Annotated in this window: 29 protein-coding genes and 2 pseudogenes; 18 read left to right on the top strand and 13 right to left on the bottom strand. The window is 68.5% G+C overall.

Annotation, left to right across the window (positions count from 1 at the left end; genetic code table 11):
* Positions 1-178: 178 nt before the first annotated feature.
* The 12 genes from QM789_RS19990 (at position 179) to queF (ending at position 11546) form a co-directional block, all read left to right on the top strand.
* A complete protein-coding gene (locus QM789_RS19990) occupies positions 179-484 on the top strand; it encodes a MarR family winged helix-turn-helix transcriptional regulator (protein ID WP_420353601.1) in 306 nt (101 codons plus the stop codon).
* Complete coding sequence (fahA, locus tag QM789_RS19985; protein ID WP_420353600.1) at positions 453-1856, top strand: fumarylacetoacetase; 1404 nt, start codon at positions 453-455, stop codon at positions 1854-1856. The genes QM789_RS19990 and fahA overlap by 32 nt, the downstream gene beginning before the upstream one ends.
* Complete coding sequence (gene maiA / locus QM789_RS19980) at positions 1853-2497, top strand: maleylacetoacetate isomerase (RefSeq protein WP_420353599.1); 645 nt, start codon at positions 1853-1855, stop codon at positions 2495-2497. Before fahA ends, maiA begins: the two co-directional genes overlap by 4 nt.
* Before the next feature lie 113 nt (positions 2498-2610).
* On the top strand, positions 2611-3492 hold the full coding sequence (locus QM789_RS19975) for a helix-turn-helix domain-containing protein (protein WP_420353598.1): 882 nt from the start codon (positions 2611-2613) through the stop codon (positions 3490-3492).
* Positions 3493-3536: 44 nt separating this feature from the next.
* On the top strand, positions 3537-5669 hold the full coding sequence (locus tag QM789_RS19970) for a TonB-dependent siderophore receptor (RefSeq protein WP_420353597.1): 2133 nt from the start codon (positions 3537-3539) through the stop codon (positions 5667-5669).
* Positions 5663-6514, top strand: a complete 852-nt coding sequence (locus QM789_RS19965) for an ABC transporter substrate-binding protein (RefSeq protein WP_420353596.1) — start codon at positions 5663-5665, stop codon at positions 6512-6514. The genes QM789_RS19970 and QM789_RS19965 overlap by 7 nt, the downstream gene beginning before the upstream one ends.
* The gene (gene fhuB / locus QM789_RS19960; RefSeq protein ID WP_420353595.1) at positions 6511-8457 is read left to right on the top strand and encodes a Fe(3+)-hydroxamate ABC transporter permease FhuB; all 1947 of its coding nucleotides are present in this window, start codon (positions 6511-6513) and stop codon (positions 8455-8457) included. Before QM789_RS19965 ends, fhuB begins: the two co-directional genes overlap by 4 nt.
* Positions 8454-9221, top strand: a complete 768-nt coding sequence (locus tag QM789_RS19955; RefSeq protein WP_420353594.1) for an ABC transporter ATP-binding protein — start codon at positions 8454-8456, stop codon at positions 9219-9221. The genes fhuB and QM789_RS19955 overlap by 4 nt, the downstream gene beginning before the upstream one ends.
* A 93-nt stretch (positions 9222-9314) precedes the next feature.
* A complete protein-coding gene (gene queC / locus QM789_RS19950; protein ID WP_420353593.1) occupies positions 9315-10016 on the top strand; it encodes a 7-cyano-7-deazaguanine synthase QueC in 702 nt (233 codons plus the stop codon).
* On the top strand, positions 10016-10366 hold the full coding sequence (gene queD / locus QM789_RS19945; RefSeq protein WP_420353592.1) for a 6-carboxytetrahydropterin synthase QueD: 351 nt from the start codon (positions 10016-10018) through the stop codon (positions 10364-10366). The genes queC and queD overlap by 1 nt, the downstream gene beginning before the upstream one ends.
* Complete coding sequence (gene queE, locus QM789_RS19940) at positions 10363-11067, top strand: 7-carboxy-7-deazaguanine synthase QueE (RefSeq protein ID WP_420353591.1); 705 nt, start codon at positions 10363-10365, stop codon at positions 11065-11067. Before queD ends, queE begins: the two co-directional genes overlap by 4 nt.
* A gap of 14 nt (positions 11068-11081) precedes the next feature.
* Complete coding sequence (gene queF, locus QM789_RS19935) at positions 11082-11546, top strand: preQ(1) synthase (RefSeq protein ID WP_420353590.1); 465 nt, start codon at positions 11082-11084, stop codon at positions 11544-11546.
* Here queF and QM789_RS19930 read toward each other — a convergent pair.
* From QM789_RS19930 to QM789_RS19880, 11 genes are all read right to left on the bottom strand, one after another.
* Positions 11543-12448 (bottom strand): ABC transporter permease, encoded by a 906-nt coding sequence (locus tag QM789_RS19930; protein WP_420353589.1) that lies wholly within the window; start codon positions 12446-12448, stop codon positions 11543-11545. The genes queF and QM789_RS19930 overlap by 4 nt on opposite strands.
* On the bottom strand, positions 12445-13518 hold the full coding sequence (locus QM789_RS19925) for an ABC transporter permease (protein WP_420353588.1): 1074 nt from the start codon (positions 13516-13518) through the stop codon (positions 12445-12447). The genes QM789_RS19930 and QM789_RS19925 overlap by 4 nt, the downstream gene beginning before the upstream one ends.
* The gene (locus QM789_RS19920) at positions 13515-15005 is read right to left on the bottom strand and encodes an ABC transporter ATP-binding protein (protein WP_420353587.1); all 1491 of its coding nucleotides are present in this window, start codon (positions 15003-15005) and stop codon (positions 13515-13517) included. The genes QM789_RS19925 and QM789_RS19920 overlap by 4 nt, the downstream gene beginning before the upstream one ends.
* Before the next feature lie 4 nt (positions 15006-15009).
* Positions 15010-16098, bottom strand: coding sequence for a BMP family ABC transporter substrate-binding protein (locus QM789_RS19915; protein ID WP_420353586.1), 1089 nt, complete (start codon positions 16096-16098; stop codon positions 15010-15012).
* Between the two features lie 21 nt (positions 16099-16119).
* Positions 16120-17472, bottom strand: coding sequence for an amidohydrolase (locus QM789_RS19910; RefSeq protein ID WP_420353585.1), 1353 nt, complete (start codon positions 17470-17472; stop codon positions 16120-16122).
* A complete protein-coding gene (locus tag QM789_RS19905; RefSeq protein WP_420353584.1) occupies positions 17472-18146 on the bottom strand; it encodes a glutathione S-transferase family protein in 675 nt (224 codons plus the stop codon). The genes QM789_RS19910 and QM789_RS19905 overlap by 1 nt, the downstream gene beginning before the upstream one ends.
* Positions 18143-18958, bottom strand: a complete 816-nt coding sequence (locus tag QM789_RS19900; protein ID WP_420353583.1) for an aromatic ring-hydroxylating dioxygenase subunit alpha — start codon at positions 18956-18958, stop codon at positions 18143-18145. The genes QM789_RS19905 and QM789_RS19900 overlap by 4 nt, the downstream gene beginning before the upstream one ends.
* Positions 18955-19536: a Rieske 2Fe-2S domain-containing protein gene (locus QM789_RS19895; protein WP_420353582.1), complete on the bottom strand. Its 582-nt coding sequence runs from the start codon at positions 19534-19536 to the stop codon at positions 18955-18957. Before QM789_RS19895 ends, QM789_RS19900 begins: the two co-directional genes overlap by 4 nt.
* 131 nt (positions 19537-19667) lie before the next feature.
* Positions 19668-19901, bottom strand: coding sequence for an acylphosphatase (locus QM789_RS19890; RefSeq protein WP_420353581.1), 234 nt, complete (start codon positions 19899-19901; stop codon positions 19668-19670).
* 163 nt (positions 19902-20064) lie between these two features.
* On the bottom strand, positions 20065-20382 hold the full coding sequence (locus QM789_RS19885) for a hypothetical protein (protein ID WP_420353580.1): 318 nt from the start codon (positions 20380-20382) through the stop codon (positions 20065-20067).
* 75 nt (positions 20383-20457) lie between these two features.
* Positions 20458-20667, bottom strand: a complete 210-nt coding sequence (locus tag QM789_RS19880; protein WP_420353579.1) for a hypothetical protein — start codon at positions 20665-20667, stop codon at positions 20458-20460.
* Between the two features lie 319 nt (positions 20668-20986).
* On the opposite strand from QM789_RS19880, the gene QM789_RS19875 reads away from it, so the two are divergent.
* From QM789_RS19875 to QM789_RS19860, 4 genes and pseudogenes are all read left to right on the top strand, one after another.
* The gene (locus tag QM789_RS19875) at positions 20987-21124 is read left to right on the top strand and encodes a transporter substrate-binding domain-containing protein (RefSeq protein ID WP_420353578.1); all 138 of its coding nucleotides are present in this window, start codon (positions 20987-20989) and stop codon (positions 21122-21124) included.
* A complete protein-coding gene (locus QM789_RS19870; RefSeq protein WP_420353577.1) occupies positions 21121-21357 on the top strand; it encodes a hypothetical protein in 237 nt (78 codons plus the stop codon). Before QM789_RS19875 ends, QM789_RS19870 begins: the two co-directional genes overlap by 4 nt.
* Positions 21358-21464: 107 nt before the next feature.
* Positions 21465-21653 (top strand): annotated as a pseudogene (locus QM789_RS19865) (ABC transporter permease); the annotation flags it as partial.
* Positions 21654-21811: 158 nt separating this feature from the next.
* Positions 21812-21949, top strand: a pseudogene (locus QM789_RS19860) (ABC transporter permease); the annotation flags it as partial.
* Between the two features lie 88 nt (positions 21950-22037).
* On the opposite strand, the gene QM789_RS19855 reads toward QM789_RS19860, so the two are convergent.
* Complete coding sequence (locus QM789_RS19855) at positions 22038-23066, bottom strand: AbrB family transcriptional regulator (protein WP_420353576.1); 1029 nt, start codon at positions 23064-23066, stop codon at positions 22038-22040.
* A gap of 126 nt (positions 23067-23192) precedes the next feature.
* Between QM789_RS19855 and QM789_RS19850 the strand changes: the two genes are divergently transcribed.
* Positions 23193-24062 carry a GNAT family N-acetyltransferase gene (locus tag QM789_RS19850; protein ID WP_420353575.1) on the top strand — a complete coding sequence of 290 codons (870 nt, stop codon included), beginning with the start codon at positions 23193-23195 and terminating at the stop codon, positions 24060-24062.
* A 10-nt stretch (positions 24063-24072) separates the two neighbouring features.
* On the opposite strand, the gene QM789_RS19845 is transcribed toward QM789_RS19850, so the two are convergent.
* Complete coding sequence (locus QM789_RS19845) at positions 24073-25392, bottom strand: NAD(P)/FAD-dependent oxidoreductase (protein WP_420353574.1); 1320 nt, start codon at positions 25390-25392, stop codon at positions 24073-24075.
* 201 nt (positions 25393-25593) lie between these two features.
* Here QM789_RS19845 and QM789_RS19840 point away from each other — a divergent pair, with 201 nt between their 5' ends.
* Positions 25594-26070, top strand: coding sequence for an Lrp/AsnC family transcriptional regulator (locus QM789_RS19840; protein ID WP_420353573.1), 477 nt, complete (start codon positions 25594-25596; stop codon positions 26068-26070).
* Positions 26071-26093: the final 23 nt, after the last annotated feature.

Raw genomic sequence — 26093 nt, 5'->3', positions numbered from 1 at the left:
TGCGGGCTTGGCAGCCCCCATGCCCTGTCCGGCTATGCCGATGCTGTCGGCTCATAAATTGCCGCTTTCAAACTGCGCGGAAAAATGGATAACCCCCGTCATTCCATGCACGGGATGAATGTTGCGGCAAAGGCGCTTTCTTCCGACTTTCAGCCTGCTGCTGGCCTCCGAAGCGGTGATGCGTGCGGGCCCGGTCACTGCTGCTGCGCAGGATCTGGGGCTGACGCAAAGCCCTGAGGCGCAGCGCACATCGCTCGACAAGGTGCAGGTCAGCCGCGCCGCTAGCCGGTTGGAGGAAAAGGGCCTGATCGACCGCGCCATCCTGAGTTCGGACCGCAGGCTGCCGACCGAGGCCGGGCGCGCGCTGTTCCAGCAGGTCTTTGCCGAGGTGTCAGGCCGTGCCGTGGAAATCCTGTCCCTGATGCCGCCGGAGGACCGCGAGGCGTTCGCGCGTGGTGATCAAATGGTGCGGCCGGTTTCATGAGACCTGGATCGGGCACAGCCCGCTCGATGTCGTCTCCTGGCACGGCAATTACTGCCCGTGCAAATACGACCTGCGGACCTATTCGCCGGTGGGGGCGATCCTGTTCGACCATCCGGATCCGTCGATCTTCACCGTGCTGACCGCGCCTTCGGGGCAGGAGAGGACGGCGAACATCGACTTCGTGCTGCCGCATGGGCCGGACCGCGACGCCTTTGAACATGCCACCTCCGGCGCGCTGAAGCCCGAAAAGTTCGACGAGACGATGAGCTTCATGTTCGAGACCCGCTTCCCCCAGCACCTGACCGAATATGCCGCGCGCGAGGCGCGGGGACTTCTGGATGCGGGCGGCACCTTCGCCGAGCCGCGGCTGAACGGCTTCATCGCGCGGGGCCGGGCCGAATGGGGACGGATCCGCGCCGCGCTGACCGCGCTGCTGGCCGAAGGGGCGACGGGTGAGCTGCCCCTCTTGCCGCTGGCGCAGGCGCGAATGTATCTGCCGATCCGGGTCACGGAATTCACGGATTTCTATGCCTCGCGCAGCCATGCCTTCAACGTGGGCATGCTGTTTCGCGGGCCGGAAAACGCGCTGCCTCCGCAATGGACGCATATGCCCATCGGCTATAACGGCCGGGCCTCCTCGGTGGTGGTGTCGGGCACCGCGATCACCCGCCCGATGGGGCAGGTGCGCGGCCCCGATGGCCCGGTCTGGGCGCCGAGCGGGCGGCTCGACCTCGAACTGGAACTGGGCGCCATCGTCGGCGCCGACAGCCCGATGGGCACGCGCCTCAGCGTCGAGGACGCCGAGGCGATGATCTTCGGCTATGTCCTGCTGAACGACTGGTCGGCGCGCGACGTGCAGGCCTGGGAATATCAGCCGCTGGGGCCGTTCCAGTCAAAGGCGCTCGGCACCACGATCAGCCCGTGGATCGTCACCGTCGCGGCGCTGGAACCGTTCCGCTGCGCAGGCGCCCCGCGCAGCAACCCGCTGCTCCCCTATCTGCACGAGGAACGCCCGGGCTTCTTCGACCTGACCGTGGGCTGGAGCATGAACGGCCAGCCGATGGCGCGCACGAATTACAACGTGATGTATTATTCCTCGGCGCAGCAACTGGCGCATCACACGGAATCGGGCTGTCCGATGCGGGTGGGCGACCTGTTGGGGAGCGGCACCATCTCCGGCCCCGCGCGCGATCAGACCGGCGCGCTGCTGGAGATGACGGAAAACGGCAAGGCCCCGGTCATGGTGAATGGCGCGCCGCGCACCTTCATCGAGGATGGCGACGAGATCGCCCTTTTCGCCGAGGCGCGGGGCGAGGGCTACCGGATCGGCTTTGGCCCCTGCACCGGGCGCATCCTGCCCGCGAAGGCATGAGCGCGATGGAAGGCGTGGTTCTGTATGACTACTGGCGCTCCTCCGCCGCCTATCGGGTGCGGATCGCGCTGGCGCTGAAGCGGATCGCCTATCGCCGGATTCCGGTCGACCTGACGGCGGGGGAGCACCGGACGGCGGGGCATCTGGCGCTGAACCCGATGGGGCGGGTGCCGGTGCTGCGGATCGACGGGCTGGTGCTGAGCCAGTCGCTCGCGATCATCGGCTATCTGGACGAAACCCGCCCTGCCTGCCCGCTCTTGCCCGAAAGCCCGGGCGACCGGGCGCGGGTGCGCGCCATCGCGCTCACCGTGGCGTGCGACATCCACCCGGTGTCGAACCTGTCGGTGCTGCACCGGGTCGAGGCGCTGGCCGGGGCGCAGGCCCGGGCGCGCTGGAACCGGGACAACATCGCCGAGGGGCTTACGGCGGTCGAACGGATGCTGGACCATCCGGGGTTCACGGGCCGGTTCTGCCATGGCGACGGCCCGACCCTCGCGGATTGCGTGCTGATCCCACAGGTCTACAACGCCGACCGCTGGGGCGTTTCATTGCAGGACATGCCCCGCATCCGTCAGGTGCGCGAGCATTGCAACGGGCTCGACGCGTTCCGCAGCGCCGCGCCCATCGACCCGGCGGCATAGCCGGGGGCAAGACGGCTTGCAAAAATATAGCATTTCTGTCAGGAATTGAGACCCGCCCGATTCCCCGGAAACGCGAGCCCGTCATGTCTCCCCACCCAGAATTCCGCCCTCGGATGGAGACGCGCATTCACGGCCTGCGCACGCTGGCGCCGCTCAGTTTCCGCCGCTTTGCGGGCGCGATCGCCGATGTCTGGTCGGTGCGCGGCGAGCGGAACGGCGGCGGGTTCTACATCGCGCCGGATCCGCGTATCGTGATCTTTCTGGGCGATACCTCCCCGCCGCTGGCGCTGCGCACGGGGGCGGACCGGACGGAGCATCGCGGCATTCAGGCGCTATATGTCCCCGAGGGCGTGCCGCTGTGGAGCCGGATCGAGGCCGGGCACGAAAAGACCCATCTGGATTTTCACCTGCAAAGCGGGGGCCTGCGGCAGCGGCTGGCGGCGGCGAACCTGCGGCCCGACCTGTCCCGGCCCCGGCTGCTCGGCCCCTGCCCGACCCTGACCGGGCTCGCGCAGATGGCCGCGGACGAGGTGCGCGCGCCGCGCCGGGGGGATATGCTGATCGACGCGCTGTTCACCGCCACGCTGGCCGAGATCTTCGCCCCGCCGCCGCAACCGGCCCCGCCCACGGGGGCGCTGGCGCAGGAACGGTTCGCGGCGGTGGAGGGCTATCTGCGTGCGAACCTGACCCGGCATGTGCCGGTGGCGGAACTCGCCCGGGTGGCCGGGCTTTCGGAAAGCCGCTTTGCCTATGCGTTCAAGCAGTTGCGCAGCGAAACGCCGCAGCGCTGGCAGGCCCGGGTCCGGCTGGAGGCCGCGCGCGCGATGCTGGAGGATCCGACGCGCGCGCTCGCCGATGTCGCCTATGCCACCGGATTTGCCGATCAGGCGCATCTGTCGCGTGCCTTCCGCGCCGCCCATGGTATGCCGCCCTCTGTCTGGCGCAGGCAGGTGTCTGGAACAAATCCGGGCGGAACGGTTCAAGACAATCGTTAATACCCGAGCTAATGGCTCGGAAAATCACATTCGCGGACAGACCCATGACCCAGACCCCCAAAGCCCCGCTTCTTGCCGGTGTCAGCCTGCTTGCCGTCGCGGCGACCGGCGCCTTTGCACAGGAGCAGACCGACCCGCGTCAGACCTTCGTCGGCGCGGTGGTGCTCGACACCATCACCGTCGAAGGCACGCAGAACCCCACCGCGCCGCTCACCGGCACGGTCGCGCATTCCTCGGCCACCACCAAGACCAGTCGGCCGATCCTCGAAACGCAATCCTCCGTCTCGGTCATCCCGCGCGCGCAGATGGACGAACAGGGCGCGACGAACCTGTCCGAGGCGCTTGGCTATACCGCCGGGATCATCACCGAAAACTACGGCGCCGATCCGCGCTTCGACAGCCTGTTTCTGCGCGGCTTCAACCTTGAGAACGACAAGTTCCTCGACGGGCTGCGGCTGATGCGCTCGACCGAATTCCCGACCAGCGCCCCGGCCTTTGAACTCTACGGGCTGGAGCGGGTCGAGGTGCTGCGCGGCCCGGCCTCGGTGCTCTATGGCGCGGGCACGCCCGCGGGCCTCGTGAACATGGTGCAAAAGCGCGCGCAGGCCGACCGCGATTTCAGCGAACTGGGCTTCAGCCTTGATAACAAGGGCTCGGCCTCGGTCTATGGCGATGCGAACCGGGTGGTCGATGACCGTTTCGCCTACCGGATCACCGCCAAGGGCGGCAACACCAAGACCGATGTCGAGGAAATCGACAACAAGCGCGGCTACCTCGGCCTCTCGGCCAGCTATGCGCTGAGCGAGTTGACCGAACTCGAATTCATGGCCAGCTATCACGACGATGCGCCGATCTCGCCCACCGGCGTGCCCAGCGATCTGGTGGGCAAGGTCAATGCCCGCGACCTGCGCGAATTCTACTTCGGCGACCGCTCGATCAACGACAGCGACCGCCGGATGGCCACGCTCAGCTTTGGCCTGACGCATGATTTCGGCAATGGCTGGCGGCTGAACAACACGCTGCGCTACACCGATTTCGATTGGGATTATGATGGCGTCTATCTCGGCGCGGCGACCGGCATGTCGGTCGGGCGCGGCGTCATCGTCCAGCGCGAGAATTTCCGCGCCATCGCCACCGATCTGCGGCTGGCGGGCAGCGTCACCTCCGGCGCGATGACGCATGACCTGACCTTCGGCCTCGATGCCCAAAAGCTGCGCGAGCGCGCCCATACCGGCTTTTCCACCATCACGCCGATCGACTACACCGCGCCCCGGCGCGGCGGGCTGACCATTCCGGCGCCGGGGTATACCGCGAACAAGTCGGTCGATGCCTCGCAGGTCGGCCTTTATGCGCTGGACGAAATCGCCTGGGGCAACTGGCGCGCGACGGCGGGGCTGCGCTACGAATGGACGCATCAGACCGGCCAGAAGGCCACCAACTTCGGCAACAGCAGCTTTGACCGCGACGATCAGCAGCTGACCGGCCATCTGGGCCTTGGCTATCTGTGGGACAATGGCGTTTCGACCTATGCGTCCTATTCGACCTCCTACCTGCCGCAACCCGGTTTCGACATCGACGGCCATGCGCTGAAGCCCACCCATGGCAAGCAATGGGAGATCGGGGCGAAATACGAACCCACCGCGTTCAACGGCCTGTTCACCGCCGCGCTCTATGACCTGCGCGAGACTGACCGCAACACCAACGTGACCAAGGTCATGAATGGCGAGCCGATCCAGGGCGTGCGCCAGATCGGCAAGGCGCAGATCCGCGGGCTGGAACTCGAAGGCGTGGCGGAGGTTGCGCCGGGCTGGTCGGTCAAGGGTGCCTACACCTATTCCTGGACCAAACTTTCGGGCAACAACGACGGCAACGAACTGGCCAATACCCCGCGCAATGCCGCGAGCCTGTGGCTCTCGCACGAATTGCAGAACGGGCTGACGCTGGGCGGCGGCGTGCGCTATATCGGCTCGCGCTGGTCGTCGGACGCGAATACCCAGAAGCTGGAAGCGGTCACGCTCCTGGATCTGGGCGCGAGCTACGCATGGGAGAACGGTCTCCTCGGGCGGATCACCGTCAACAATCTGACGGATGAGACGTATATTTCCGCCGTCGGCCTGAACTCCGCCTATTACGGCGACGGGCGCACCGTGCAGGCAAGCCTGACCTATAAATGGTGATGCTGACCCGCCGCGCCGTTCTGTGCACCCTCGCGCTGCCCGCATTCGCGGGCAGTAGCCTGCGGCTGGCGGCGGTGGATTGGGCGATGGCGGAAACAGCGATGGCGCTTGGCCATCCGCCCGCCGCCGTGGCGGAACTGATCGCCTTCAACGCGGCGGCGCTGGCGGGGCCGCCGCCCGGGACCGTGGACCTTGGCCTGCGCGGCGCCCCGAACCTTGAGGCGCTGAGCCTTGTCGCCCCGGACCTGATCCTGTCGTCGAGCTATTACAGCGCGGTTCAGCCGCGTCTGGAACGGATCGCCCCGGTGTTTTCCCGCGCGCTATATGTGCCCGGAGAGCCCGCCTTCCCCAAGGTCATGGCGCTGCTCCCGGACCTCGCCGACCGGCTGGGCGATCCGGCGGCGGGCGCGCGGGCGCAGGATGCCGCCCGGGCGGAATTCGCCGCGCTGGCCAGCCGTGCCGCGCCCTTCGCCACCCGCGATTTCCTGCTGTTCGAGCTGGGCGATGCCCGCCATATCCGGGTGTTCGGCACCGACAGCCTGTTCAACGGCACGCTGGAGGCGATGGGCCTGCGCAACGCCTGGACCACGCGCACCCGCTTCGCCTTTGCCGCGCCGGTGCCGCTGGAGACGCTGGCCGGCTTCCCCGAGGCGCGGCTGGTGATCGTCGGCGACATTCCTCCACAGGTCGCGCGCGGGCTGGAGACGGCGGCGCTGTGGAACAGCCTGCCGCCGGTGCGCGGGGGCCGGGTCCACCGCCTGCCCGAATTGCGGCCTTTCGCGGGGCTACCCTCGGCGCTGTGCTTCGGCCAGACGCTCGTGGCCGCGCTGGAGGGCCGGGGATGATCCGCCTGATCCTTGCCGCCTGCGTCGCGCTGGCGCTCTGGGCCGTGGCCGCGCTGCCGCTGGACTGGCCCGCCCTGCCCTGGCGGGTGGACGATATGACGGTGCCGCAAATCCTGCTGGCCTATGGGCTGATGCCGCGCGGCGTGATCGCGCTTCTGGCGGGGGCGGCGCTTGGCCTTGCGGGGGCGCTGATGCAGGCGGTGCTGCGCAATCCGCTGGCCGATCCGACGACGCTCGGCACCGCTTCGGGCGCGCAACTGGCGATTGTCGCGGCGACGGTCTTTGCGCCCGGCTGGCTGATTGGCGGCAACCTGATCGTGGCGCTGAGCGGGGCCGGGGCGGCGACGGTGCTGGTCATGGCGCTTGGCGCGCGGCGCGGCTTCGCGCCGGTGACGGTGACGATCGCGGGGATGCTGGTCGGGCTGATGGCCTCGGCGGTGGCGACGGCGCTGACACTGGCGCAGGGGCATTACCTGCTGTCGCTGATCATGTGGAACGGCGGCGCCCTGGATCAGGTGGACTGGTCGGGCTGCCGTCATCTGGCGGCGGTGCTGCTGCCCGCGCTGGTTCTGGCGGCGGCGCTGGCCCGGCCGCTGATGGTGCTGTCGCTCGGGGCCGAGGTCGGCCTGGGCCTGCGGCCGGCGCGGGTGCGGTTCGCGGCGCTCACGCTGGCGGTGGGGCTTTCGGCGATGGTTTCGGCGGAGGTCGGGCTGGTCGGCTTCATCGGCCTTGCCGCCCCCGCCATCGCCCGCAGCCTGGGCGCGCGGACGCTGTTGCAGCGGCTGATGCTGGCGCCTGTCGCGGGGGCGCTGCTGTTGTCGCTGGCGGATGGGGGGCTGCTCGCGCTCGCGGCGGCGGGCGGGCCGAACCTGCCCACCGGCGCGCTGACCGGGCTGATCGGCGGGCCTTTGCTGCTGTGGCTGCTGCCCCGGATGAAGGCGCAGGTGCCGCAGCGGACCGAGGCCGGGGACCGTCGCGGCCATCGCGCCCCCCACCCGGCCCGGCTGCTGGCGATGCTGGCGGCGGCCTGTGCGGTGATCGCGGGGCTGACGCTGTTCGGCGGGCGCGGGCCGGAGGGCTGGGGCTTCATCGCGCCCGAATTGCGCGCGACCTTCCTGCCGCTGCGCGCCACGTCGCTGCTGGCTGCGGCTTCCGCCGGGGCGCTGCTGGCGGGCGCGGGGGCGGTGCTGCAACGGCTGACCGCGAACCCGATGGCCGCGCCCGAGGTTCTGGGCGTGACCGGGGGCGCCTCGCTCGGCTATGCCGTGACGGTGTTGGTGCTCGACGGCGCGGGACCGGTGGCACTCGCGCTCGGCACCTCGGCGGGGGGAGCGCTCGCGCTCGCGGCGCTGGCGGGGTTCGCGATGCGGGCGGACCTTGCCCCGGCGCGGCTGTTGCTGGCGGGGCTGGCGATCGGAGCGCTGGCTTCGGCGGTGCTGGGCGCGATCATGGCGTCGGACGACCGCCGCGCCTGGGTGATCCTCGGCTGGCTCGCGGGCAGCGCGGCGCAGGTCTCCGCCCCCGGCGCCGCAGCACTCGCCGCGCTGGCGGTGGGGTTGCTCGCCGCGCTGATCTGTGCCGCGCGCTGGCTGGAGATCCTGCCCCTCGGCGCCGAGGTCGGCCGCGCCCTTGGCCTGCCGCTGACCCGCATCCGGCTGGGGCTGATCCTGCTTGCGGGGCTCGCCACCGGCGCGGCGACGATGCTGATCGGCCCGGTCAGCTTCGTCGGCCTGATGGCGCCGCATCTGGCGCGCGCGGTGGGCCTTGCGCGCGCCGTGCCGTTCTGCGTGGGAAGCTGGCTGATGGGGGCGCTGCTGATGCTCATCGCCGCCTTCGGCGCGCGCACGGCCAGCTACCCCTATGACCTGCCGCTCGGCCTTTTCGCCACGCTGATCGGGGCGCCGTGGCTGTTCATCCTGCTGATGAAAAGGACTTCCGCATGACGCTGTTCACCCTGTCGGGCGTCACTTATGACGTGCCGGGCCGCCGGTTGATCGAGCCCTTGGACCTGACGATCCATCCGGGCCGGGTCACCGCGCTGATCGGGCGCAACGGGTCGGGGAAATCAACGCTGCTGAAGCTGATTTCGGGGCAGAACCGGCCATCTGCGGGGCGGATCACCTATGGCGGGCGCGATCTGGCCGCGTGGTCGCCGCGCGATCTGGCGCGCGACCTCGCCTATCTGCCGCAGGTCACGCCGCCTGCGGAGGGGATGCAGGTCGAGGAACTGGTGGCGCTTGGCCGCTTCCCGTGGCGCGGCGCGCTTGGCCGCCTGCGGGCCGAGGATCACGCCGCCATTGATGCCGCCATCACGCGCTGCCACGTCGCCCATCTGCGGCACCGGCTGGTCGATACCCTGTCGGGCGGCGAGCGTCAGCGTAGCTGGATCGCGATGATGCTGGCGCAGGGCGCGCGCACGCTGCTGCTCGACGAGCCGATTTCGGCGCTCGATGTCGCGCATCAGGTCGAGGTGCTGGATCTCGTCCAGACCATGTGCCGCGACGAAGGGCTGTCCGCCATCGTCGTGCTGCATGACCTGAACATGGCCGCGCGCTATTGCGACCATGTGGTCGCGCTCGGCACCGGGCGGCTGCTGCTCGACGGGCCGATGGCAGAGATGATGACCCCCACCGCGCTGATGGCGATCTATGGCCTGCCGATGACCGTCGCGACACACGAGGGCCACGCCTTCGCCCTGCCCCGCTGAGGTCTTTCGGGGTTGCCATCCCGGGGCCGAGCCATTAATCCCACCGCCACACCGGTCGCAGCCTACCCGGTCATCAAAACAAGGGTTCAGAATATGAAAACCACATTGGTCTGCTCCGGCGGGCTTGATTCCGTGTCACTGGCGCATGTGCTGCATGCCGAGGGCGCGCTGTCACGGATCGTTTCCTTCGACTATGGCCAGCGGCATCGCAAGGAGCTGGACTTCGCCCGTGCCTGTGCCGCGCGGCTGGGGGTGCCGTTCCACCTGATGGATATGCGCGGCATCGGCGCGGGGCTGACGGGTTCGGCGCTGACCAGCGACATCGACGTGCCCGACGGCCATTATGCCGAGGAAACGATGCGGATCACCGTCGTGCCGAACCGCAACGCGATCATGCTCACGATCGCTTTCGGCGTCGCGGCGGCGAATGGCGATGATGCGGTGGCGGCGGCGGTGCATGGCGGCGACCATTTCATCTATCCCGATTGCCGCCCCGGCTTCACCGATGCCTTTGCCACGATGCAGGCGGCGGCGCTGGAGGGTTATGCCTCGGTCGCGCTGCATGTGCCCTTCGTGCGGCAGACGAAGGCCGACATCGTTCGGGCGGGGGCGCGGGCGGGCACACCGTTCGCGCAAACCTGGTCGTGCTACAAGGGCGGGGAGATCCATTGCGGCCGCTGCGGCACCTGCGTCGAGCGGCGTGAGGCCTTTGCGCTGGCCGGGGTGGATGACCCGACCCCCTATGCCGATCCGGATTTCTGGCGCCACGCGATTGCGGCACACGGGGCGGCGTGATGTTCCGGATCAGCAAGGAATTCCACTTCTCCGCCTCGCACCGGCTGGACCACCTGCCCGCCACGCATCAATGCCACCGGCTGCATGGGCATAATTACATCGTGGTGGTGGAACTCGCGGCGGAAACGCTGAGCCCGGATGGCTTCGTGCGGGATTACCACGATCTGGCCGAACTCAAGGCGCATATCGACGCGGCGTTCGACCACCGCCATCTGAACGACATCCTGCCCATCCCCACCGCCGAACATATCGCCCGGTATTTCTACGACTGGGCCGTGGCGCGCTGGCCCGAGGTGACGGCGGTGAAAGTATCGGAAACGCCGAAGACCTGGGCCGAGTACCGGCCATGACCCTGCGCATCGCCGAGGTCTTCGGCCCCACGATTCAGGGCGAGGGCGCGCTGATCGGGGAACCCACGCTCTTCGTGCGCGCAGGCGGCTGCGATTACCGCTGTAGCTGGTGCGACAGCCCGCATGCGGTGGACAGCCGGTTCCGGCAGGACTGGACCCCGATGGAGCCCGCCGAGGTGATGGCGCGGCTTGGGGCGCTGTCGGGCGGACAGCCGATGATGGTCTCCCTGTCGGGCGGCAATCCGGCGATTCAGGATTTCGCCCCGCTGATCGCGATGGGCCGGGCAAAGGGTTATCGTTTCGCCTGCGAGACGCAGGGTTCTGTCGCGCGGGACTGGTTCGCCGCGCTCGACATGCTGGTGCTCTCGCCCAAGCCACCGTCGAGCGGCGAAACGACGGATTGGGCGAAGTTCGACGCCTGCCTTGCCGCCGCGGGGGATGCGCCGCGGGTGATGAAGATCGTCGTCTTTGACGATGCCGATCTGGACTATGCCCGCACCGCCGCCGCGCGCCATCCGGAGCTGTCGCTCTGCCTGCAACCCGGCAATCCGGAGAGCGACCCCGATACCCCCGTCAGCCTCGATGCCCTTGCCGCGCGGCTCGAATGGCTGGTCGATCGCACCATCGGCGCGGGCTGGCTGCGCCCGCGCATCCTGCCGCAGCTTCATGTCCTGATCTGGGGCAACAAGCGCGGCGTCTGACGAAAGGACCGGAGATGACCGAAAACATCTATGCGAACCTGACGCAACTGGGCGGCAAGACGGTTCTGCCCACGGACCCCAGCGAGGCGGTTCTGGAGCGGGTGGCGAACCCGCAGGCCGATGTGGATTATACCGTCCGCTTCACCGCGCCGGAGTTCACCTCGCTTTGCCCGATGACGGGGCAGCCGGATTTCGCGCATCTGGTGATCGACTATGTGCCGGGCGACTGGCTGGTCGAGTCGAAATCGCTCAAGCTGTTCCTCGGCGCCTTTCGCAACCACGGCGCGTTTCACGAGGATTGCACGATCTCCATCGCCCGGCGGCTGGTCGATTTCCTCAGCCCGCGCTGGCTGCGGATCGGCGGCTACTGGTATCCGCGCGGGGGTATCCCGATTGATGTCTTCTGGCAGACCGGGGCGCCGCCGCAAAACGTCTGGATCCCGGATCAGGGCGTGCCGCCCTATCGCGGGCGGGGTTAGAACGGCTCGCCCAGCGAGGCGACGCCGTTGATCCGCAGCAGGCGCCGGTTCGACGAAATCAGCCCCAGCACCAGGATCGTCACCACATAGGGCAAGGCGGTGAGCAGTTGCGAGTTCATCGCCACGCCCCCGGCCTGCGCCGCAAGCTGCGACAGCGACAGCGCCCCGAACAGCACCGCGCCGAAGAACAGCCGCCCCGGCATCCATGTCGCAAAGACCACCAGCGCCAGCGCGATCCAGCCGCGCCCGGCGATCATCCCATCGGCCCAAAGCGGGGTGTAGACCGTCGCCGCATAGGCCCCGGCCAGCCCCGCCATCGCGCCGCCGAAGGCCACCGCGCCATAGCGGATCGCGATCACCGGATAGCCGAGCGCGCGCGCCGCATGCGGGTTTTCCCCCACCGCGCGGATCACCAGCCCGACCCTGGAAAACCGCAGCACCGCCCAGATCGCCAGGGCAAGGCCGAGCGTCAGCCAGACCACGATGTCTTGCGTGAAGAGCCCGCCGATCAGCGGGATTTCGGACAGCCCGGGCAGCGACAGCCGGGGCAGGCCGGCGATAGTGCGGCTTTCGTAATCCTTGCCGAAAAGGGCCGAGAGCCCCTGCCCGAGGATGCCGATGGCGAGCCCCGCCGCAACCTGATTGGCCCGCAGGCTGAGCGCGAGCCAGCCGAAGACGAGCGCGAGCCCCATCGACACCAGCGCCGCCACCGCGAAGGCCATGGGGTGGCCGCCGCCCTGAAACACGATGATGAAGGCGGTGACGGCGCCAAGCGCCATCATCCCCTCGATCCCGAGGTTCAGCACCCCGGTCCGTTCGGCCACCAGCTCGCCAAGCGCGGCAAGCAGGAAGGGCGTCGCCGCGGCGAGCATCCCGGCGAGGATGAAGGCAAGGCCGCTCATGCCGCGACCTCCCGCCGGGGTTCGATCCGGTAACGCACCAGCACCGTCGCCGCGAGGTAGAACACCAGCAGCGAACCCTGAAACACCCGCACCGCCGCCACCGGCAGATCGGCCGAAACCATGGCATTGTCGCCGCCGATATACAGCGCCGCGATCGCCAGCGCGGAAAACACGATGCCGACCGGGTTCAGCCCGCCCAGATAGGCGACGATGATCGCGGCATAGCCGTAGCCCTGCGCGATGGAGCGTTGCAGCTGCCCAAGCGGCCCGGCGACTTCGGCCGCCCCGGCAAGCCCCGCCGCCGCCCCGCCGACCAGAAGCGAAATCCACACCGCGCGGCCCTGCGAAAAGCCCGCATAGCCCGCCGCCGCCGGGGCCGCGCCACCGACCAGCAGCCGATAGCCCGAAAAGCTGTGCTGCATGTAAAGCCAGCACCCCGCCGAGACCACCAGCGCGAACAGCACCGCCACCGTCAGCCGGGTTCCGGGCAGGACCGGCAGCATCGCATCCATCGGAAACATCACGGTCTGCGGAAAGTTGAACCCCATCGGATCCTTCCACGGGCCGACCAGCAGATAGCTGAGAAGCTGCACCGCGATCAGGCTCATCATCAGCGTGACGAGGATTTCCGACGCATTCAGCCGCGCGCGCCAGAAAGCGGGCACCACCGCCCAGAGCATCCCGCCGAGTGTGCCGAACAGCATCATCGCGGGCCAGACCCAGAGCCCTTCGGCCTGCGGCAGATAGACCGGAATCGCCGAGGCGAAGATCGCGCCCAGGATGAACTGCCCCTCCGCGCCGATGTTGATGATCCGCGCGCGGAACCCCACCGCCAGCCCCTGCGCGATGAGCAGCAGCGGCGTCATCTTCAGCAGCACTTCCGAAAGCGCGGCGAGGGAGGAGAACGGCTCGATCAGCATCGCGCTCAGGATCGCCCCCGGATCCTTGCCCAGCACCCGGTAAAGCCCGAGGTTGAGCACCACCGCCAGCACGACCGCCGCGAAGGGCGCCGCCACCGCCATCCGGCGCGAGGCGCCACTGCGGCGCACAAGGTGAAACCCGAAGCTCATTCCGCCTCCGCCCCGATCATGTATTTGCCGACATCCTCGACCCTGAGCCCCGCCACGTCGCGCGGCGGCGAGAGGTGGCCCGCGTGGATCACCTGAATCCGGTCGCAGATCTCGAACAGTTCCTCGACCTCCTCGGAGATGACGAGGATCGCGAGGCCCGCATTGCGCAGCGCCACCAGCCGGTGGCGGATCTGCGTCGCCGCGCCGATGTCCACGCCCCATGTCGGCTGTGCAAGGAACAGGATGCGCGGGGCGAGCATGATTTCACGCCCGACGATGAATTTTTGCAGGTTGCCGCCCGAAAGCGCCCCGGCTTCAGCCTCGGGGCCGGGGGTGCGGACGTCGTAATCGGCGATGCAGCGGGCGGTGAATTCGGCCTCGCGGCGCCGGTCGATCAGACCGTGGCGCACAAGATTGCGGTGCGCGGTCAGCAGGCTGTTGTCCGCAAGCGACATTTCCGGCACCGCGCCGCGCCCCAGCCGTTCCTCGGGCACGAAGGCAAAGCCGAGCGCGCGCCGCGCCGCCGCGTCCAGCGTGCCCACGGGCTGGCCGAACATCCGCACCTCGTCGCGCGCGGCGGGGGTTTCGCCCGAAATCGCGCGGGCGAGCTCTGCCTGCCCATTGCCGGAAATCCCGGCGATGCCGAGGATTTCGCCCGCACGCAGCGACAGGCTGACCCGCGACAGCGCCACGGCAAAGGGATCGTCAGGCGTCACGTCCAGCCCCGCGAGTTCGAGCACCACCTCCCCCGGCGGATGCGGGGTCTTCGGCAGGGGCGCGGGCATGTCGCGCCCGATCATCAGCCGCGCGAGGTCATGGGCATCGTGGTCGCGCGGATCGAGCGTGCCGGTCACGCTGCCGTCGCGCAGGATCGTCGCCCGGTCGCAGATCGCGCGGATTTCATCGAGCTTGTGCGAGATGAACAGGATCGACACCCCCCGGTCGCGCAGCCGGGTCAGCGTCTCGAACAGCCGCGTGACCGATTGCGGCGGCAGCACCGAGGTAGGCTCGTCGAGGATCAGCAGTTTCGGGTCCGTCATCAGCGCGCGGATGATCTCCACCCGCTGGCGCTCGCCCACCGAAAGGGCATGAACATGGGCGGCGGGATCGACCTCCAGCCCGAATTCGGCGCCGATCGCACGCACCCGGCGGGCAAGCTCGGCCCGCGATCCGGGGACGATCAGGGCGATGTTCTCCGTCACGGTCAGCGTCTCGAACAGCGAAAAGTGCTGAAACACCATGCCGATGCCGAGTTTGCGCGCCTCTGCCGGGGAGCCGGGGCGGATCGGCACGCCGTTCCACAGCATCTCGCCCGCATCCGGGGTTTCGACGCCGTAGATCAGCTTCATCAGGGTGGATTTGCCCGCGCCGTTTTCGCCCAGAATGGCGTGGATCGACCCCGGCGCGACATCGAGGTCGATGCCGCGATTGGCCCGGACCGGGCCATAGCTCCGGGTGATCCCCCTCAGCGACAGGAGCGCGGGCATGGCGTCACTTCGGCAGGGGCGTGGTCACGCCCTTCACATGCCAGTCCATCGCGATGATCTGTTCATCGGTCAGGGTCTCGCCCGCCGCCAGCGCGGCGCTGCCGTCCTGCCGGGTGAGGGGGCCGCTGTAGGGGCTGAAGCTGCCCGCGACGATCTCGGCCTTCTTCGCCTCGATCCGGGTCCGCGCCTCGGCGGAGAGGTCGGGGCTGACGTCGAGCAGTTCCACCACCCCATCGGCGATACCGAGGAAAGCGTTATGGCCCGCGAAACTGCCGGCCAGATGCGCCTCGATCTGCTGGGTGAAGAAGGGGGACCAGTCCGTCGCCACGCAGCCAAGGTATTTCGTCGGCGCGTATTTCTTCATCGAGGAGTTGAGGTTGAACACATAGGCCCCGGCTTCCTCGCAGACGGAAACCACCGAAGGCGTGTCCTGCGCGTTCGAGAACAGCACATCGCAGCCCTGCGCGAGCAGCGCCCTGGCGGAGTCCTGTTCCTTTGCCGGATCGAACCAGGAATTGACCCAGACGACAGAGACCTCGACCGCCGGGTTGACCGCCTGCGCCCCGAGCGTGAAGGCGTTGATCGAGGTGATCATCTCCGGGATCGCGAAGGCCGCGACGGAGCCGAGCTTGCCGGTCTTCGACAGCGATGCGGCGGCCATGCCCATCAGATAGGTGCCGAGGTAGTAGCGCGCCGCGAAGGGGGTGAAATTCGGCGCCACCATGAAGCCCGAGGCGTGCAGCACGCTGACATCCTTGTTGCGCCGGGCGATCTGCATCGCGCCGTTCTGATAGCCGAAGGAACCGGCGATCAGGAACTTGTGCCCGTCGGCGACGAGCTTGGTCATGATCCGGTCGGCATCCGGCCCTTCGGGGATGTTTTCGAGGATGGTGACCTTGATCCCGTCGCCCAGCTTTTCCCGGATCGGCGCCAGCCCCGCGACCAGCGCATGCGACCAGCCGACATCGCCATTGGGCGAGGGCAGCACGAGCCCGACGCCGAGCGGCGCATCCCCCGCCCGGGCCATCGCGGGCAGCGCGCCCGCCGCGATCGCGGTTTGCAGGAACAATCGGCGGTTCAGGGGCAGGGTCATGTCACGCTCCGGGGCTGGGTGTCAGATGTCGATGGTGGCGAGGGCGGCTTCGGCCTCGGCGGCCATCTGCGCCTCGTCAAGGCCGGGGAAGGCGCCGTCGCGCCAGACGATGCGGCCGTTGACCATGGTCAGGTCGGTGGCCATGCCGATGCCGACGCGGGGGATCAGGCTTTCGGGGTCGTGCCGGGTGCCGACGTAATCCATCCGGCGGCTGTCGATGGCGAAAAGGTCCGCCGCCATCCCCGGTGCCAGCCGCCCGATGTCGCTGCGCCCAAGCAGCGAAGCCCCGCCCGAAGTGCCATAGCGCAAGAAGGCCGCGGGTTCGGGCACCGGATCGGCGCGGGTCTGCGCCACGAGACATTGCAGCATATAGGCCGAATGCAGGCAGTGCATCAGGTTCGAGTTGTCGTTCGAGGCCGCGCCATCACAGCCCAGCCCGATCCGCACCCCCTGCGCCGCCATTGCCGGGATCGGCGTCACCTCGGCCCCGACCAGATAGACGGGCTCGGGGCAATGCGAAACGCCGGTGCCGGTGGCGGCCAGGCGCGCGATCTCGGCCCCGGTCAGTTCCCAGCAATGGGCATAGAAGGTATCGGGGCCGCAAAAGCCCATGTCCTCCAGATACTCCACTGTGCGCATCCCGTGACGGGCGCGGATCACCTCGCTCTCGCCCTCGCCGACATGGGTGTGCAGCATCAGCCCAAGGCGGCGGGCCAGCGCCACGGATTCGGTGAATGTCTCGCGATAGGCATTCACCGGCTGGCAGGGGGCAACCACCACCTGCTGCATCGAAAACGGCGCGGGGTCGTGATACAGGCCCGCCAGCCGCTCGACATCGGTCAGGAATTCCTCGGTCGTCTCGCGCATCTCGTCGGGGATGGTCGAGCCTTCTGCGCGCGGCAAGGTATTGGTGCCGCGCCCGGCGTGGAAGCGCAGGCCGATCTTCTCCGCCGCCTCGAACTGCCGGTCGACGATATGGGTACCCGCCTTGCGCGGGAAGCAATATTGGTGGTCAAAGGCCGTGGTGCAGCCGTGTTTCGCCAGTTCCGCCAGCGCAGTGAGGGAGCTGTGATAGAAGCACTCCTCGTTCAGCCGCGCGAAGATCGGATAGATCCGGTCGAGCCATTCGATCACCGACAGCTTCGTCCAGTCCAGATCAACCCGGTTGCGCACGAAACACTGAAAGAAGTGGTGATGCGTGTTCACAAGCCCGGGGTAGAGGAACCAGCCGCTGGCGTCGATCACCTCGGCCCCGGGGGCGGCCAGGCCCGGGCCGATGGCACGGATCGCGGGGCCTTCGGTCAAGAGATCGGCATTGCGGATCACCGCGTCGCCGGTGACAATGGCCGCGCAGCCCTTGAACAGATAGGCCATCAGATCGCCTCCTTGCGGATCACATCGGGTTGGGGGCCGGGTTCGGGCAGAAGTTCGTGCAGCCGGTGGATCCCCGGCATCTCGATGAACCCCGGCAGCGCCCGGATCGCCCGCATCCACAGCCGGATCGACGGATAGGACGCCAGCGGCAGCCCACCATCGGGCGCAAGCGCGACATGCGGGAAACAGGCAATATCGGCGATGGTCGGGCGATCCCCCGCCAGAAACACCCCGCCCCGCCGCCGCCGCGCATCCAGCGCCGCTTCGAGTTCGCGCAGCGCCGCCGTGGCCGCGCGCCGCAGCGCCGCGATGTCGCCCGGCCCGCCGAACATGTCATGCGCCCGCGCGCCCCCCGCCGCCACCGTCAGCCGCGCGGAAAAGGCCAGCCACTGCGCCACACGGGCACGCATCGGCGCGTCATCCTCGCCCAGCCATTCGGGCGCCGACAGCGCCGCGACATAGGCCAGCATCGCGGTGGATTCGGTCAGCACCAGATCGCCATCGGTCAGGATCGGGATCGTCCCCGCCGGGTTGAGCGCGCGCAACGCGGCCCCGCGATGTTCCCCGCCCGGATGGAAATCGACCGGGCGCAGCGTCAGCACCTGCCCCGTCAGCGCCGCCAGCAGCCGCACCCGATAGCAGGACGGCGACAGGATATAGTCATACAGGATCATGCCGCCACCAGTTGCGCGCCATAGGTGAAGCCGTGCCGCTTGAGCCAGCGCCGATAGGCGACGGAGAGCATATCGGCCCGGGTCGGGATTTCCTTGCCCGGGTCGAGCGGCAACAGCGCCGGGATCTGGTTTTCCAGGATCGAACGGTCCTGCACGAAGATCATCTGCTGGAAATGGATCATCTCGGTCATCGTGCTGTCGTCGTCATAGAGCGCCATCCAGGGCCAGACGTCGCACAGCGTTTCGGTCAGCGGCTGCACGAACAGCGCGATCACATCCCATTCGCCGGGGCGCGGCGGGCAGGTCTTATACAAAACCGAACAGGTGGGCGCCGGGACGCGATACATGTAACGGGTGGTGATCCCGCCTTCGGCCGATTTCGCCGCCTGCGGCTGATAGAACTGCACCTCGGTCGCCCAGACCTCATCCACGTCATCGCGGATCGCGACCTCGTAGCGGTCCACCTCGGTATGCGGTTCGGCGCCCAGAATGTCGGTATGGACAAAGGGGAAATGCGCGATGTCGAGGAAATTCTCCACCGCGCGCAACGGCGAACAGCGCACCCGGCAGACGCCGACATCGACAAGGCGGCGACCGGGGGCATCGGCCTCGGGGATGGTGAACAGGTCTTTCTCCGGCGTGCCGAGGCTGGTCCAGACATGGCCGAAGCGGTTGATCACCGGCAGGCGCCGCCCCGTGGCATCGGTGACCACGCCGCCCGCGACATGGATCGGCTCGCCCAGAAGCAGGCTGTCGCGCGCGGCGGGCTGCGCGATCATGCCGACCGGATACCATTGATCGCGCATGCTCATGCGGGCACCCCCTGTTCTTCCCAGAGGCTGCGTTCGATTTCGAGCGCGGCGGACAGCCGGTCGGGGTCACCCGCCCCGATCGGCGCAAGGACATGGACCATGCCGCCGGGCTGCGCCAGCACGATCAGATCCACCCCGGCAAGGGTCAGCCGCTGGCAGGCGGGCAGCTCCGCCGCGACCTGCAACGAGCGGAACCCGGTGAAGCCCGCGAAAGCCGGAGGCGGCGTGTCCGGCGTGCCCTCGGCGCCCCAGATCACCCCGTCCTGCTCCACCCCGGCAAAGGTCGGCACGCGGATCGCGGCGGGCGGGGTCAGGTCCGGATGCGCGGGAATGCGGATGCACTGGCCGCCCTCGGCATAACGCCAGCCGTGATAGATGCAGGACAGCGCCTCGCCACGCACGAAACCCTGCGACAGCCGCATCCCGCGATGCGGGCAGCGATCCGACCAGACCGACAACCGCCCCGACGCGCTGCGCCACAGGGCGAGATCCTGCCCCGCCATATGGGCAGGCGCAACGGTGCCGGGCGGAAGATCGCGGGAAAGGGCGAGCGGGGTCCAGGGGGAAAGGGCAGGCATGGCTTTGTCGCTAACGCTTGTGATGATTTTCCATGCACCGGGCGGTTAAAATTTACCAGACCGTAAATGAACGGGCAGCGCGCGACGTTGCAATCGGCTTATATTTTACGCGGCATGGCAAATTATGCCCGTTACGCGGGCATTCTGTCGATCAACTCGACCCAGACCTCGCGCGGGCCGAGCAGGCAGCCCATTTCCAGCGCATCGAGCAGGTCCGGCGCACCGGTGGCGGCAAAGGTGATCCGCGTGGCCGCGCGCGGGCCGAAGCGAACGGAAACGCCGATCCGCGCCGCATGGCGTTCGATCCAGGGCGCGAAGGCTCCGGGGGCAAGGCGGCCGTGCAGGGTGAACCGTTCCGTGGTCATGGGCAGACTGTGCCGGAGCGGGCGGCGGGCCGCAAGCGTCAATCCGCCCGCGGAACCGAACGCCCGGGCACAGGCGGCGTTCGGTCCGGCCCGTCACGAACCGCCCCGCCCGCACGCCAAGGGACACCCCGTTCCCGCAGCGCCTCGGCAAACACCCCTCCGCTCACACCCAGATCCCCGATGTCGAGCAGCAGGGTTTCCGAAAGCGGCAGCAGCCGGTTGCAGAATTCGGCGCTACCCACCGCCAGCCGGAGCGGAACCCGGGCGCGGCATGGGATTTCGAGATCAAGGCCACCACCACCCGCTCCGCCAGGCTTTCAATATCGAGCGGCGAGGTGAAGCCGCCCGCGAACACCAGTTCCTCATCGGCGACGATCCACAGGTCATGGCGGCGATTTCGTCGCGGCTCAGCACGGCGCCCGTCGGGTTGTGCGGGGTATTGAGCAGCAGCACCGGCAGCCCGGAACGATCGCTGCCTCAAGATCCGCGGCGCGCAGGTGGACGCGGTGTTCCCTGTGCAGGGGGACCGGCACGAACGTGGCGCCGGTGGCACGGATCACCCTTTCGTAGGTGGCCGGGCAGCAGCACCCTGCATCACCACCGCCAGCGCCGTCTGCGTGCCCGGAAAGCACAGGAAATTCCCGGCGTCGAACGCCCGCCCGCTGCGCCGGGTATATTTCGCCGCCAGAAGCGGCCAGAAGCGGCGCCTCCCCCGACCGTTGGAAGAGCGCACGCGCACCGGGCCGGGTGCAAGCCGTGGGGCCACATGACGGCTGCACGATTGCATGGTCCGCGGGCAATGCACCGCGAGACCCGCCAAAATTTCGGTGCGATCGTGTTTTGCCCACCCCGCCGGACCGCGTGGCAGAACAAGGCTCGCCCACCCCGGCAAGGCTCGGGTCAGGGGTGGTGGATCCGCGCCACGCCTTTCAAACGGCAAGAAACCGACAGGGGAAACCATGAAGACAGCCGCCCTCGCGGCCTTGCCTCGGCGGCATGGGCCGCACAGGTCCGGATCGGCACCCTATCCGCCCTTCACCGTGCCCGATTCCGCCGGAAACTGACACGACTGAGAGATCGACTTCATGCAGGCGGTCTGCAAACAGGCGGCGCTGGATTGCGTCGTGACCCCGGTTGCCTGGGACGGGATCATCCCGGCGCAGACCAGCGGCAAGATCGAATTGATCATCGCCTCGATGTCGGGCCGGAGCGCAAGAAGGTGATCGACTTCAGCGATGGCTATTACCGCTCGAAACCCGTGGTGATCGGGCTGAAGGAGGTGACGTTCGCGCCCCCCGCCGGGCTGGCGGACAAGCTGCTGGAGGTTCAGGTCGGCGCGATCCGTCTGGCCGATGTGCAGAAGCATTTCGCCCCGCAGGCACCACCTTGCGCGAATATCAGACGCAGGACGAGGCGAATGCCGATCTGGCCGCGTCGATCCGGTGCAGGCGGATGAAATCACCCTGTGCGACTGCTGGCCGCCGATACCGGCAAGGCGTGCTGCGACATGAAGGGTGCGCTGGCCCCGGATCCGGAGGCCATCGCCGAGGTTTCGGGCACGGCCTGCGCCGGGTGACCCTTCCGGCGATGCTGCCCCATGCGCTCCCGTGCCTAGCCAATCTGTAGCTGATCGCGACGAAGGATACCGCGCTGCTGGCGGTGGTGGGGTTCACCGAACTGGCACTCGCCACCCGGCAGGCGGCGGGTACGACGAAACACTATCTGCTGTTCTTCATGGTGGCGGGGGCGCTGTAGCTGGCCGTCACGCGGCTGTCCAAACTGGCCTTCGCCGGGGATGGCGGCGGTTCCCTGGGTGTTGCCGCGTTGGCCACCGTGGCCCGGGAATGGTCCTGACTGCTGGTGCAGGGCCTCGAAGTCACGATGGCGAGGTCGGCCGTGCTGGGCGGGGTTCTCTGCCGGTCGGGCTGGTGCAGGTGACGGGGCCGGCCTGGCTCTCCGCCCCTGCGGCAGGGTTCTGCACCGTGATCCGGGGCACGCCGCTGTTGCAACTGTGGCTCTTGGGCCTCGGCTCGCTGTTCCCGGGGTTCCGGGTGGTGCCGCTCGACACAAGGGAAATCCGCAAGGTCGATGCCGGGCTGTCGTGCATGTCGCTGCGCTGGTTCGCGTGCTAAGCCCTCAGCGGTCCATCCAGCGCGCGATCGCGCTCGCCAGGATCGGCCCGAAGATCACCACCGCGAACAGGCGCACGGTCTGCAAGGTCATCACGAAGGCCACATCCGCCCCCGCGCCGATGGCCAGAATGGCAATCGAATCAATGCTTCCGGGCACGGTGGCGAGCATCCCGGTCATCACCCCCACCCCCGCGATCCGGGACAGCGCCAGCCCGCTCGCGCCGCACAGCCCGATCAGCAGCAGGCAGGCGGCGCACAGCCCCGGCAGCGCCACCAGCCCCTGCCGCAGCAGATCCGGCGTGAAGCGCAGCCCGACCTGCAACCCGATCGCCAGAAAGGCCAGCGCCACCAGCCAGCCCGGCACCGCCAGCGCCACCCCGTTCAGCACCAGCACGGTGGCGAGGCTGAGCGGCACCAGCGTCGCCGCCGCCGGGATCCGCGGCAGCCAGCGCGCCGCCGCCACCCCCAACGCGGCCAGCGCCACGGCAATCGCCGGGCTGCCCGCATGCGCCGGGGGCGGGGCCGGGCCGCTGATCCCCGCCGCCACCACGACCATCGCCGCAATCACCAGCATCAGCCGCAGGATCTGGATCAGCGCGATCATCCGGCTGTCCAGCCCCCGTTCATGCGCCAGCGCGATGATGGTGCCCATCATCCCGGGCAGGAACCCCCAGAGCGTGACCTCGCGCCCGAGCCGGGTCCAGCGGCTGGCGGCCAGCCCGCTCAGGCAGGCGACGGCAAAGGTCAGCGCCACGAAGACCAGCACCACCGGCCAGATCGCCAGCGTCTGCCGCAGCGCCCCGGCATCGAGGTTGAGCGCGATCAGGCACCCCGCCACCCCCTGCCCCATCTGGCTGAGCTGCGGCGCGACATAGAGCCGCCCGCCAGCCAGCGCGACCGCCGCCCCCGCCACCATCGGCCCGACCATCGCCGCCGCCGGCAGATGCAGCAGGCCCAGCCCCTGGCCCAAAGCCAACCCCGCACCGATGGCCACCAGCCACCGAACCCCCTGCGGCCAGCGTGTCAATAGCATCCCCGCCCCTCCGTTCCCGCTCGTTATGCCCCCGCAACGCAGTTCCTGCCAGTTAGGCGAGGCAATGAAGTAGAAAATTCGTCAAGTCCCGCGATAAGATGGCCCGCACGCAAAAGCAGGTGACCCATGCAGGCCCATCCCACGAAGACGGTCGAAACCTTCGCGCTGGTTGCGCAGCCCATGACCCGGGCCGATATTCCCCGGCTGCACCATCTGTCGGTCGGCGTCGGCTGGACCCACCGGCCCGAGGATTGGGAGGCGGTGCTGAGCCTTGGCGAGGGGATCTTCGTCGTGGACGAGATCGGCCGCGCGGTCGCCTCGGCGATGTGGTTTCCCTTCACCGAAGGGCTGGCCTCGATCGGCATGGTCATCACCGCGCCCCGGTTGCAGGAATACGGCACCGGGCGCTGGCTGATGGGGCAGATCCTCGACCGGGCCGGAGAGCGCGACCTGATGCTGAGTGCGACGAATGCCGCCTACCGGCTGTATTGCTCGCTCGGGCTGACGCCGGGGCCGACGATCCATCTGCACAGCGGCTTTGCCACCACGCCGCCCGACGCCCCCCCGCTGGAGGTCCGCCCGCTCCGCCCCGAGGACGAGGCCGAGGTCCGCGCGCTGGACGCCCACGCCTTCACCGTTCCGCGCGACCGCGTGATGGACCACCTGCGCGCCATCGGCCAGGGCACCGTTCTGCTGCGGCAGGGGCGGATCGCGGGGTTCGCCTTCTGCCGTCCGTTCGGGCGCGGCCATGTCATCGGCCCGGTGGTGGCCGATACGCAGCAGGAGGCCATCGCCCTGATCGCGCCGCATATCCGCGCCCATCCCGGCGGGTTCCTGCGGCTCGACACCCGCGAAACCGAAGGGCCGCTGCGCGATTACCTGACCGCCTGCGGGATGAAGCTGCAAGAAATGGCGACCTCGATGTCGCGCGGCACCGAGCGGTTTTCCCAGCGGCACCCCCGCATCTTCGGGCTGTTCAGCCAGGCGCTCGGCTAGGGCGGGCACCTCAGAAATCCGAGACCTTGCCCCAGCTTCCCTGACGAAACCGCGCGGGGTGGTAGGGCGCGGGGTCGAGGATCGGGGTCACGCAGCTCACCATATCGGCGATCATATGCCCCGCGCCGGGGCCGATGCCGAAGCCATGCCCGCTGAACCCCGCCGCCAGCACGAGGCCCGGCACCGCCGTTTCGCCAATCGCCGGAACGCCGTCGGGGGTGGAATCGATATAGCCCGCCCATTGAGCCGTCACCGGCACCCCCGCCAGCCCCGGGATCAGCGCCCGCGCACGGGAGAGCGTTTTCGCGATCATCGCCGCGTCGGGGCGCGGGTCGAGGATCCGCATCCGCTCCATCGGCGTCGGCCGGTCCAGCCGCCAGCGGCCCAGCGTCTCGTGCCCCGACTGCCAGCCCTGCATCCCGCCGGGCCGCAGCACCCGCCAGCGCCGCGCGAACATCGGCAGGAACTGCCGCGCGAACCGTAACTGCTGCGGCGTCGGATCGACCCGCGCGGTGCCGGACACCGCCAGCGTATAGCCGCCATCGCCCCGCCGCGTCAGCGACACCCGCGCGGTATGCAGCGCATCCGGCCCCTGCACCCCCGGCCCGACGGCCAGGATCGAGGACCGCACCGCAGCCTGCGGAAAGGCCACCCCGTATTGGCGGCAAAAGGACGACGCCCACGCCCCCCCGGCCAGAACCACGATGCGGGTGCGGATCACGCCCGTTTCGGTGACCACCCCGGCCACCCGCCCGGCCTCCAGCTCCAGCCCGCGCGCTGCGCAGAACTGATGCACCGTGCCGCCGAATTTCTCGACCCCGCGGGCGATGACCGGGGCCGCGCGCTCCGGATCGGCGATGCCGTCGCTGGGGGAGAACACGCCGCCCTTCCACGCCTTGCCGGTGGCGCGGCCCTTCTCGGCGGCCTCGGCAGCGCTGAGCATATGCGTCACCACCCCCTGCCCCCGGGCGAAATCGCGCCAGCGCGCCCAACCGGCGATCTCGGCCTCGTCATCCGACAGATACAGCAACCCGCAGCGGCGGAAGCCCACGCTTTCGCCAATATCCGCCGCCATCGCCTCCCACAGATCGAGGCTCCGCGTCGCCATCGGCAGTTCCCGCGCGTCGCGGTTCTGTTGCCGGCACCAGCCCCAGTTGCGGCTGGACTGCTCCGCCCCGATCCGGCCCTTTTCCACAAGCGCCACGCGGATGCCGCGCCGCGCCAGGTAATAGGCCGCGCAACTGCCGACGATACCGCCGCCGATGACGACCACATCCGCCTGTTCGGGCAGCGGGGCAGAGGTTTCGATCGGCAGCAGGGGGGCGGGCATGGCAAGGCTCCTTTGGCTCCACACTACCCGCCCCGCCGGGCGGATTGTGCCGCAGTTGCCGGAATTGCAGCATTTCCTTTTGCACGAAAACCCGGCAGCAGCGCCTTATGCTGCCTATATATCCCCGGCAAGACCCGGCACGGCAGATTGAGGTCGCGGCAGTTTATGCTACGCTGTTAACGACTCGCTTACAGGTGTTCCGTGAAGCTCGACCGCATAGACATCCGCATCCTGCATGAATTGCAGAAGAACGGCCGCATCACCAATGTCGAGCTGGCCGAACTGGTGCATCTGTCGCCCAGCCCCTGCCTGATGCGGGTGAAGAAGTTGCAGAAATCCGGCTATATTACCGGCTATTCGGCGCAGATCGACATCGCCAAGCTCGGCCCGACGCTGACCGTCTTCACCGAGGTCACGCTGAAGAACCACCGCCAGATCGACTTCGCCCGGTTTCAGCAGGCGATCGAGAAGATCGAGGAGGCGATCGAATGCCACCTGATCTCCGGCGGTTACGACTATCTGGTGAAATTCGTCACCGCCGGGATTTCGGATTACCAGTCGACCATGGAGCGGCTGATCGACGCCGAGGTCGGCATCGACAAATATTTCAGCTTCGTCGTCATCAAGACCCCCTTCGCCAAGCCGCACCTGCCACTACGCACGCTGTTCGACGTCTAGCGCCGCGTTGAACTCCGAATCGC

This window comes from Paenirhodobacter sp., from assembly GCF_047600745.1.
In the GTDB taxonomy this organism is placed as follows: domain Bacteria; phylum Pseudomonadota; class Alphaproteobacteria; order Rhodobacterales; family Rhodobacteraceae; genus Rhodobacter.
This window is presented reverse-complemented; position numbering and strand designations above follow the sequence as displayed.